The sequence below is a fragment of the Streptomyces mutabilis genome (genome assembly GCF_014649815.1).
Taxonomy (GTDB): domain Bacteria; phylum Actinomycetota; class Actinomycetes; order Streptomycetales; family Streptomycetaceae; genus Streptomyces; species Streptomyces mutabilis.
In genome coordinates, this window is record NZ_BMTT01000001.1 from 941,077 (window position 1) to 950,325 (window position 9,249).

Below are 9,249 nucleotides of genomic sequence, written 5' to 3' on the forward strand. Positions count from 1 at the left end.
CGGTGAGCCGGGCGGGGGGAGTCCTGACGGAGGTGCTGTCGCGCACCGCCGCACGGGCGGTGGCGCGCGCCGGCGACCGCCCCGTGCTGTCGCTGTCGCGCTCCGGCGACGAACCGCCGGTGACGGTCCCGCGCGACCCCGCACGGGAGGCCGCACAGCGGGAGCTGTCCAAGCGGATGTACCACGAGAACGACCCCGGCGTGTTCCAGCGGGCCTTGAACGCCCTCTGGGACTGGATCGACGAGCTGCTCAACCGCGCGTCCACCGCGACACCCGGTGGAACACTCGGCCTGATCGTCATCATCGTGGCCGTCCTCGCCGTGCTGGGCGCGCTCTGGTGGCGCCTGGGCACCCCGCGCCGCCCGCCGACCTCCGCCCCCGCCCTGTTCGACGACCGCCCCCGCAGCGCAGCCGACCACCGGGCCGCGGCAGACGCGCACGCCGCCCAAGGCCACTGGAACGAAGCCGTCCAGGAGCGCATGCGCGCCGTCGTCCGCGCCCTGGAGGAACGCGCCCTCCTCGACGTCCGCCCCGGCCGCACCGCCGACGAGGCCGCCCGCGAGGCGGGCCGCGCCCTGCCCGACCACGGTGGCCGGCTGCGCGCCGCCGCCCGGGACTTCGACGACGTCACGTACGGCGGGCGCCCCGGCACCGAGCAGTCGTACCGGCACCTCACCGAACTCGACCGTGACTTGGAACGCAGTAAGCCGCGACTGGCGGTCCGCGCAGTCGGCGGCACGGCCGACGCCACGGGCCGCGACACCCGCCCGGGAGCCGCCGAATGACCACCGAGGCCACGCTCCCCACCACCTCGGCCTCACCCAGCGCCCGCCAGGTGTGGACCCGCGCCCGCGGCATCGCCCTCGCGCTCGTCGTACTGCTCGCCGGCGCCGTCGCGATCGCCGTCGTCCGCTCCGACGCCCGGCAGGGCGAACTCGACCCGCGCTCCGCCGACCCGTACGGCAGCCGGGCCGTCGCCGAACTCCTCGCCGACCGGGGCGTGTCCACCCGCGTGGTCACCACCCTGGACGACGCCCGCGCCGCCGCCGGCCCCCACACCACCCTCCTGGTCGCCGTCCCCGACCTCCTGACCGAACGCCAGCAGACACGCTTGCACTCCGCCACCGAAGGATCCGGCGGCCGTACCCTCCTCGTCGCCCCCGGCGGCCCCGCCGTCGAACGCCTCGCCCCCGGCGTCACCGCGGACCCCGCGCTCAGCTTCGACTCGACCCTGGCCCCCGCCTGCGACCTGCCCGCCGCCCGCCGCGCGGGCACCGCCGACACGGGCGGCATCCGCTACAGCACCACCCACATCGAGGCCGACACCTGCTACCCCAGCCGACGCCTGGCCACCCTGCTCCGCATCCCGGACGCACCCGAAGAGGCCGCCCAGGAAGGCACCCCGGGCGACACCGTCGTCCTCGGCGCCCCCGACATCCTCTACAACAACCACCTCGACGAGCACGGCAACGCCTCGCTCGCCCTGCAACTCCTCGGCTCCCGCGACCACCTGGTCTGGTACCTCCCCTCGGTCTCCGACACCACGGCCCCGGACGACGAACGCAGCTTCTTCGACCTGCTCCCCTCCGGCTGGCTCTGGGGCACCCTGCAGCTCTTCATCGCCGCGGCCCTCGCCGCCCTGTGGCGGGCACGCCGGCTCGGCCCCCTGGTGCCCGAAAAACTCCCCGTGGCGATCCGCGCCTCCGAAACCGCCGAAGGCCGCGCACGCCTCTACCGCAAGGCCAACGCCCGCGACCGCGCGGCCACCGCTCTTCGCTCCGCCACCCGCACCCGCCTCGCCCCCCTCGTAGGCACCCCCGTCGCCCAGGCGCACACGCCCGAGGCCCTGCTCCCCGCCCTGTCCGCCCGCCTCCACGACACACGCGGCGACGGACAGTCCCTGCGCACCCTCCTCTTCGGCCCGTCGCCCGGCGACGACGCGGCCCTCATCGCCCTCGCCGACCAACTCGACGCCCTCGGCAGAGAGGTACGCCGTCCATGATGGACCCGACCACTGACAACGCCGGGCAGACCGGGGACCCGGGCAACGCCCGAGCCGCCCTTGAAGCCCTGCGCGCCGAGATCGCCAAGGCCGTGGTCGGCCAGGACGCAGCCGTCACCGGCCTCGTCGTAGCGCTCCTGTGCCGCGGCCACGTCCTCCTCGAAGGCGTCCCGGGAGTCGCCAAGACCCTCCTGGTCCGCGCCCTCGCCGCCGCGACGGAACTCGACACCAAGCGCGTCCAGTTCACCCCGGACCTCATGCCCAGCGACGTGACCGGCTCCCTCGTCTACGACACCCGCACCGCCGAGTTCTCCTTCCAGCCCGGCCCGGCCTTCACCAACCTGCTGCTCGCCGACGAGATCAACCGCACGCCCCCGAAGACCCAGTCGTCCCTCCTCGAAGCCATGGAGGAACGCCAGGTCACCGTCGACGGCACCCCCCGCCCCCTCCCCGAGCCCTTCCTGGTCGCGGCGACCCAGAACCCGGTCGAGTACGAGGGCACCTACCCCCTACCGGAAGCCCAGCTGGACCGCTTCCTCCTCAAGCTCACCGTCCCCCTCCCCTCCCGCCAGGACGAGATCGACGTCCTCACCCGCCACGCCTCCGGCTTCGACCCGCGCGACCTGCGCGCCGCGGGCGTACGCCCCGTCGCGAACGCCGCCGACCTGGAAGCCGCCCGCGCCGACGTCGCCAAGACCTCCGTCTCCCCGGAGATCACGGCCTACGTCGTCGACATCTGCCGCGCCACCCGCGAGTCGCCGTCCCTCGCCCTCGGCGTCTCCCCGCGCGGAGCCACGGCGCTGCTCTCCACGTCCCGGGCATGGGCATGGCTCACGGGACGCGACTACGTCACTCCCGACGACGTGAAGGCCTTGGCCCTCCCCACTCTCCGCCACCGCGTCCAGCTCCGCCCGGAGGCCGAGATGGAGGGCGTGACCACGGACTCCGTGATCAACGCGATCCTCGCCCACGTCCCCGTCCCCCGCTGATGGCACTCACCGGACGCGCCGCGCTCCTCGCGGCCCTGGGCTCTCTCCCGGTCGGCATCTGGGACCCGAGCTGGACGGGCCTCCTCGCCGTGAACGGCCCACTGGCCGCGGCCTGCGCCTGCGACTTCGCCCTGGCCGCCCCCGTACGACGCCTGCGCCTGACCCGTTCCGGCGACACCTCCGCACGCCTGGGCGACACCGCCGACATCACGCTGACGGTCACCAACCCCTCCAACCGCCCGCTCCGCGCGCACCTGCGCGACGCCTGGCCCCCCAGCAGCTGGCAGCCCGGCACGGAGACCTCGGCCTCCCGCCACCGCGTGACGGTGCCCGCCGGCGAACGCCGACGCGTCACCACCCGCCTACGCCCCACCCGCCGAGGCGACCGCCAAGCCGACCGCGTCACGATCCGCTCGTGCGGCCCGCTGGGCCTCTTCGCGCGCCAGGGCACCCACCGGGTCCCCTGGACGGTGCGCGTACTGCCCCCTTTCACCAGCCGCAAGCACCTGCCCTCGAAGCTCTCCCGCCTCCGCGAACTCGACGGCCGCACCAGCGTCCTCGCCCGTGGCGAGGGCACGGAGTTCGACAGCCTGCGCGAGTACGTCCCCGGAGACGACACCCGCTCCATCGACTGGCGTGCCACCGCCCGCCAGACCGCCGTCGCCGTACGCACCTGGCGTCCCGAACGCGACCGGCACATCCTGCTCGTCCTCGACACCGGCCGCACCTCAGCCGGCCGCGTCGGCGACGCACCCCGCCTGGACGCGTCCATGGACGCCGCTCTGCTCCTGGCCGCCCTGGCCTCCCGCGCCGGCGACCGCGTCGATCTCCTCGCGTACGACCGCCACGTGCGCGCCCTGGTCCAGGGCCGCACAGCGGGCGACGTACTTCCTTCCCTGGTCAACGCGATGGCGACGCTGGAACCGGAGCTCGTGGAGACCGACGCACGCGGGCTCACCGCCAAGGCCCTCCGCTCTGCCCCCCGCCGCTCCCTGATCGTCCTGCTCACCGCACTCGACGCGGCCCCGATCGAAGAGGGCCTACTCCCCGTCCTGCCACAACTCACGCAGCGCCACACCGTCCTCGTCGCGTCGGTGGCCGATCCGCACATCTCCCGGATGGCCGAAGCCCACGGCAACACCGACGCCGTCTACGAGGCCGCAGCGGCTGCGCAGGCACAGGCGGAACGGCATCGCACCGCGGACCGGCTCCGCCGGCACGGCGTCACGGTCGTCGACGCGATCCCTGACGAACTGGCCCCGGCCCTGGCCGACGCCTATCTGGAACTCAAGGCGGCAGGACGCCTGTGAACGACGAATACGGCGGGGCTCTTCCGTCCCGCCGTCCTCGCGATTTTTGCCCCTGAAACGCAGAAAACCCCGCACCGTTCCCGGTGCGGGGTCTCCTCGCAAAAATTGTTCGGCGGCGTCCTACTCTCCCACAGGGTCCCCCCTGCAGTACCATCGGCGCTGTAAGGCTTAGCTTCCGGGTTCGGAATGTAACCGGGCGTTTCCCTTACGCTATGACCACCGAAACACTATGAAACTGACAACCGACACCACGCTCTGTGACAAACGCGGGGTTGTTCGTGGTTTCAGAACCAACACAGTGGACGCGAGCAACTGAGGACAAGCCCTCGGCCTATTAGTACCAGTCAACTCCACCGGTTACCCGGCTTCCATATCTGGCCTATCAACCCAGTCGTCTACTGGGAGCCTTACCCCATCAAGTGGGTGGGAGTCCTCATCTCGAAGCAGGCTTCCCGCTTAGATGCTTTCAGCGGTTATCCCTCCCGAACGTAGCCAACCAGCCATGCCCTTGGCAGAACAACTGGCACACCAGAGGTTCGTCCGTCCCGGTCCTCTCGTACTAGGGACAGCCCTTCTCAAGACTCCTACGCGCACAGCGGATAGGGACCGAACTGTCTCACGACGTTCTAAACCCAGCTCGCGTACCGCTTTAATGGGCGAACAGCCCAACCCTTGGGACCGACTCCAGCCCCAGGATGCGACGAGCCGACATCGAGGTGCCAAACCATCCCGTCGATATGGACTCTTGGGGAAGATCAGCCTGTTATCCCCGGGGTACCTTTTATCCGTTGAGCGACGGCGCTTCCACAAGCCACCGCCGGATCACTAGTCCCGACTTTCGTCCCTGCTCGACCCGTCGGTCTCACAGTCAAGCTCCCTTGTGCACTTACACTCAACACCTGATTGCCAACCAGGCTGAGGGAACCTTTGGGCGCCTCCGTTACTCTTTAGGAGGCAACCGCCCCAGTTAAACTACCCATCAGACACTGTCCCTGATCCGGATCACGGACCCAGGTTAGACATCCAGCACGACCAGACTGGTATTTCAACGACGACTCCACCCACACTGGCGTGCGAGCTTCAAAGTCTCCCAGCTATCCTACACAAGCCGAACCGAACACCAATATCAAACTGTAGTAAAGGTCCCGGGGTCTTTCCGTCCTGCTGCGCGAAACGAGCATCTTTACTCGTAGTGCAATTTCACCGGGCCTATGGTTGAGACAGTCGAGAAGTCGTTACGCCATTCGTGCAGGTCGGAACTTACCCGACAAGGAATTTCGCTACCTTAGGATGGTTATAGTTACCACCGCCGTTTACTGGCGCTTAAGTTCTCAGCTTCGCCCCACCGAAATGGAGCTAACCGGTCCCCTTAACGTTCCAGCACCGGGCAGGCGTCAGTCCGTATACATCGCCTTACGGCTTCGCACGGACCTGTGTTTTTAGTAAACAGTCGCTTCTCGCTGGTCTCTGCGGCCACCCCCAGCTCAGACCGTAAAGATCATCACCAGGAATGGCCCCCCTTCTCCCGAAGTTACGGGGGCATTTTGCCGAGTTCCTTAACCATAGTTCACCCGAACGCCTCGGTATTCTCTACCTGACCACCTGAGTCGGTTTAGGGTACGGGCCGCCATGAAACTCGCTAGAGGCTTTTCTCGACAGCATAGGATCATCCACTTCACCACAATCGGCTCGGCATCAGGTCTCAGCCTCATGTGCGACGGATTTACCTACCGCACGGCCTACACCCTTACCCCGGGACAACCACCGCCCGGGATGGACTACCTTCCTGCGTCACCCCATCACTCACCTACTAACCGCTTGGTTCAGCGGCTCCACCACTCCCCTCAACTCCGAAGAGATCAGGGCGGCTTCACGGCCTTAGCATCACGATGCTCGATGTTTGACGCTTCACAGCGGGTACCGGAATATCAACCGGTTATCCATCGACTACGCCTGTCGGCCTCGCCTTAGGTCCCGACTTACCCTGGGCAGATCAGCTTGACCCAGGAACCCTTAGTCAATCGGCGCAAACGTTTCTCACGTTTGTATCGCTACTCATGCCTGCATTCTCACTCGTGAACCGTCCACAACTCGCTTCCGCGGCTGCTTCACCCGGCACACGACGCTCCCCTACCCATCACAGCCGGCGTTGGCCGTATTGCTGCAATGACACGACTTCGGCGGTACGCTTGAGCCCCGCTACATTGTCGGCGCGGAATCACTAGACCAGTGAGCTATTACGCACTCTTTCAAGGGTGGCTGCTTCTAAGCCAACCTCCTGGTTGTCTGTGCGACTCCACATCCTTTCCCACTTAGCGTACGCTTAGGGGCCTTAGTCGATGCTCTGGGCTGTTTCCCTCTCGACCATGGAGCTTATCCCCCACAGTCTCACTGCCGCGCTCTCACTTACCGGCATTCGGAGTTTGGCTAAGGTCAGTAACCCGGTAGGGCCCATCGCCTATCCAGTGCTCTACCTCCGGCAAGAAACACACGACGCTGCACCTAAATGCATTTCGGGGAGAACCAGCTATCACGGAGTTTGATTGGCCTTTCACCCCTAACCACAGGTCATCCCCCAGGTTTTCAACCCTGGTGGGTTCGGTCCTCCACGAAGTCTTACCTCCGCTTCAACCTGCCCATGGCTAGATCACTCCGCTTCGGGTCTTGAGCGTGCTACTGAATCGCCCTGTTCGGACTCGCTTTCGCTACGGCTACCCCACCCGGGTTAACCTCGCAACACACCGCAAACTCGCAGGCTCATTCTTCAAAAGGCACGCAGTCACGAGATGCAGCAAGCTGCATCCGACGCTCCCACGGCTTGTAGGCACACGGTTTCAGGTACTATTTCACTCCGCTCCCGCGGTACTTTTCACCATTCCCTCACGGTACTATCCGCTATCGGTCACCAGGGAATATTTAGGCTTAGCGGGTGGTCCCGCCAGATTCACACGGGATTTCTCGGGCCCCGTGCTACTTGGGTGTCTCTCAAGCAAGCCGCTGATGTTTCGACTACGGGGGTCTTACCCTCTACGCCGGACCTTTCGCATGTCCTTCGCCTACATCAACGGTTTCTGACTCGCCCTACGGCCGGCAGACCGTAGAAGAGAGATCCCACAACCCCGCACACGCAACCCCTGCCGGGTCTCACACGTATACGGTTTAGCCTCATCCAGTTTCGCTCGCCACTACTCCCGGAATCACGGTTGTTTTCTCTTCCTGCGGGTACTGAGATGTTTCACTTCCCCGCGTTCCCTCCACACTGCCTATGTGTTCAGCAGCGGGTGACAGCCCATGACGACTGCCGGGTTTCCCCATTCGGACACCCCCGGATCAAAGCCTGGTTGACGACTCCCCGGGGCCTATCGTGGCCTCCCACGTCCTTCATCGGTTCCTGGTGCCAAGGCATCCACCGTGCGCCCTTAAAAACTTGGCCACAGATGCTCGCGTCCACTGTGCAGTTCTCAAACAACGACCAACCACCCATCACCCCGGGATCAACACCCGAGTGCACTGGGGCCGGCACTGAAGGAAGTTCATTCCCTCAGACACCCAACAGCGTGCCCGACACGTCCAGCCAAGACCCTGTGTTCCACGCCGAAGCAGTACTAACAGTCCTCATCCTGATCGTGCCGAATAGTCAACGTTCCACCCATGAGCAACCAGTGCGAGACGTTCGCTCGCATGCTGGCCTCTGACCTCGCCCCGAAGGACTCGGTAAGAAGTGCTCCTTAGAAAGGAGGTGATCCAGCCGCACCTTCCGGTACGGCTACCTTGTTACGACTTCGTCCCAATCGCCAGTCCCACCTTCGACAGCTCCCTCCCACAAGGGGTTGGGCCACCGGCTTCGGGTGTTACCGACTTTCGTGACGTGACGGGCGGTGTGTACAAGGCCCGGGAACGTATTCACCGCAGCAATGCTGATCTGCGATTACTAGCGACTCCGACTTCATGGGGTCGAGTTGCAGACCCCAATCCGAACTGAGACCGGCTTTTTGAGATTCGCTCCACCTCGCGGTATCGCAGCTCATTGTACCGGCCATTGTAGCACGTGTGCAGCCCAAGACATAAGGGGCATGATGACTTGACGTCGTCCCCACCTTCCTCCGAGTTGACCCCGGCGGTCTCCCGTGAGTCCCCAGCACCACAAGGGCCTGCTGGCAACACGGGACAAGGGTTGCGCTCGTTGCGGGACTTAACCCAACATCTCACGACACGAGCTGACGACAGCCATGCACCACCTGTACACCGACCACAAGGGGGACCCTGTCTCCAGGGTTTTCCGGTGTATGTCAAGCCTTGGTAAGGTTCTTCGCGTTGCGTCGAATTAAGCCACATGCTCCGCCGCTTGTGCGGGCCCCCGTCAATTCCTTTGAGTTTTAGCCTTGCGGCCGTACTCCCCAGGCGGGGCACTTAATGCGTTAGCTGCGGCACGGACAACGTGGAATGTTGCCCACACCTAGTGCCCACCGTTTACGGCGTGGACTACCAGGGTATCTAATCCTGTTCGCTCCCCACGCTTTCGCTCCTCAGCGTCAGTATCGGCCCAGAGATCCGCCTTCGCCACCGGTGTTCCTCCTGATATCTGCGCATTTCACCGCTACACCAGGAATTCCGATCTCCCCTACCGAACTCTAGCCTGCCCGTATCGACTGCAGACCCGGGGTTAAGCCCCGGGCTTTCACAACCGACGTGACAAGCCGCCTACGAGCTCTTTACGCCCAATAATTCCGGACAACGCTTGCGCCCTACGTATTACCGCGGCTGCTGGCACGTAGTTAGCCGGCGCTTCTTCTGCAGGTACCGTCACTTTCGCTTCTTCCCTGCTGAAAGAGGTTTACAACCCGAAGGCCGTCATCCCTCACGCGGCGTCGCTGCATCAGGCTTTCGCCCATTGTGCAATATTCCCCACTGCTGCCTCCCGTAGGAGTCTGGGCCGTGTCTCAGTCCC

General features: G+C 65.6%; 4 protein-coding genes and 3 rRNA genes. 4 read left to right on the top strand and 3 right to left on the bottom strand.

Annotated features, from left to right (window positions below):
• Window positions 1–2: 2 nt before the first annotated feature.
• From IE142_RS04120 to IE142_RS04135, 4 genes are read left to right on the top strand one after another with little or no spacing between them, the layout of a single operon-like run.
• Complete coding sequence (locus tag IE142_RS04120; protein WP_191884401.1) at window positions 3–785, top strand: DUF4129 domain-containing protein; 783 nt, start codon at window positions 3–5, stop codon at window positions 783–785.
• Entirely contained in the window at window positions 782–2,002 is a 1,221-nt protein-coding gene (locus tag IE142_RS04125) for a DUF4350 domain-containing protein (protein ID WP_191884402.1), read from the top strand. Before IE142_RS04120 ends, IE142_RS04125 begins: the two co-directional genes overlap by 4 nt.
• The gene (locus tag IE142_RS04130) at window positions 2,002–2,991 is read left to right on the top strand and encodes an AAA family ATPase (protein ID WP_191884450.1); all 990 of its coding nucleotides are present in this window, start codon (window positions 2,002–2,004) and stop codon (window positions 2,989–2,991) included. Before IE142_RS04125 ends, IE142_RS04130 begins: the two co-directional genes overlap by 1 nt.
• Window positions 2,991–4,301: a DUF58 domain-containing protein gene (locus tag IE142_RS04135; RefSeq protein WP_191884403.1), complete on the top strand. Its 1,311-nt coding sequence runs from the start codon at window positions 2,991–2,993 to the stop codon at window positions 4,299–4,301. Before IE142_RS04130 ends, IE142_RS04135 begins: the two co-directional genes overlap by 1 nt.
• Window positions 4,302–4,408: 107 nt before the next feature.
• Here IE142_RS04135 and rrf read toward each other — a convergent pair.
• The 3 genes from rrf to IE142_RS04150 all read right to left on the bottom strand — a co-directional run.
• Window positions 4,409–4,525: ribosomal RNA gene (gene rrf / locus IE142_RS04140) — 5S ribosomal RNA — on the bottom strand.
• 90 nt (window positions 4,526–4,615) lie between these two features.
• A 23S ribosomal RNA gene (locus IE142_RS04145) occupies window positions 4,616–7,734 on the bottom strand.
• Between the two features lie 299 nt (window positions 7,735–8,033).
• Window positions 8,034–9,249, bottom strand: a 16S ribosomal RNA gene (locus IE142_RS04150); the annotation flags it as partial.

What these genes read in the sequence shown, in the direction of transcription:
- IE142_RS04125 (WP_191884402.1), top strand. Translation starts at nt 782, where the DNA reads ATGACCACCGAGGCCACGCTCCCCACCACCTCGGCCTCACCCAGCGCC.
- IE142_RS04135 (WP_191884403.1), top strand. Translation starts at nt 2,991, where the DNA reads ATGGCACTCACCGGACGCGCCGCGCTCCTCGCGGCCCTGGGCTCTCTC.
- IE142_RS04130 (WP_191884450.1), top strand. Translation starts at nt 2,002, where the DNA reads ATGGACCCGACCACTGACAACGCCGGGCAGACCGGGGACCCGGGCAAC.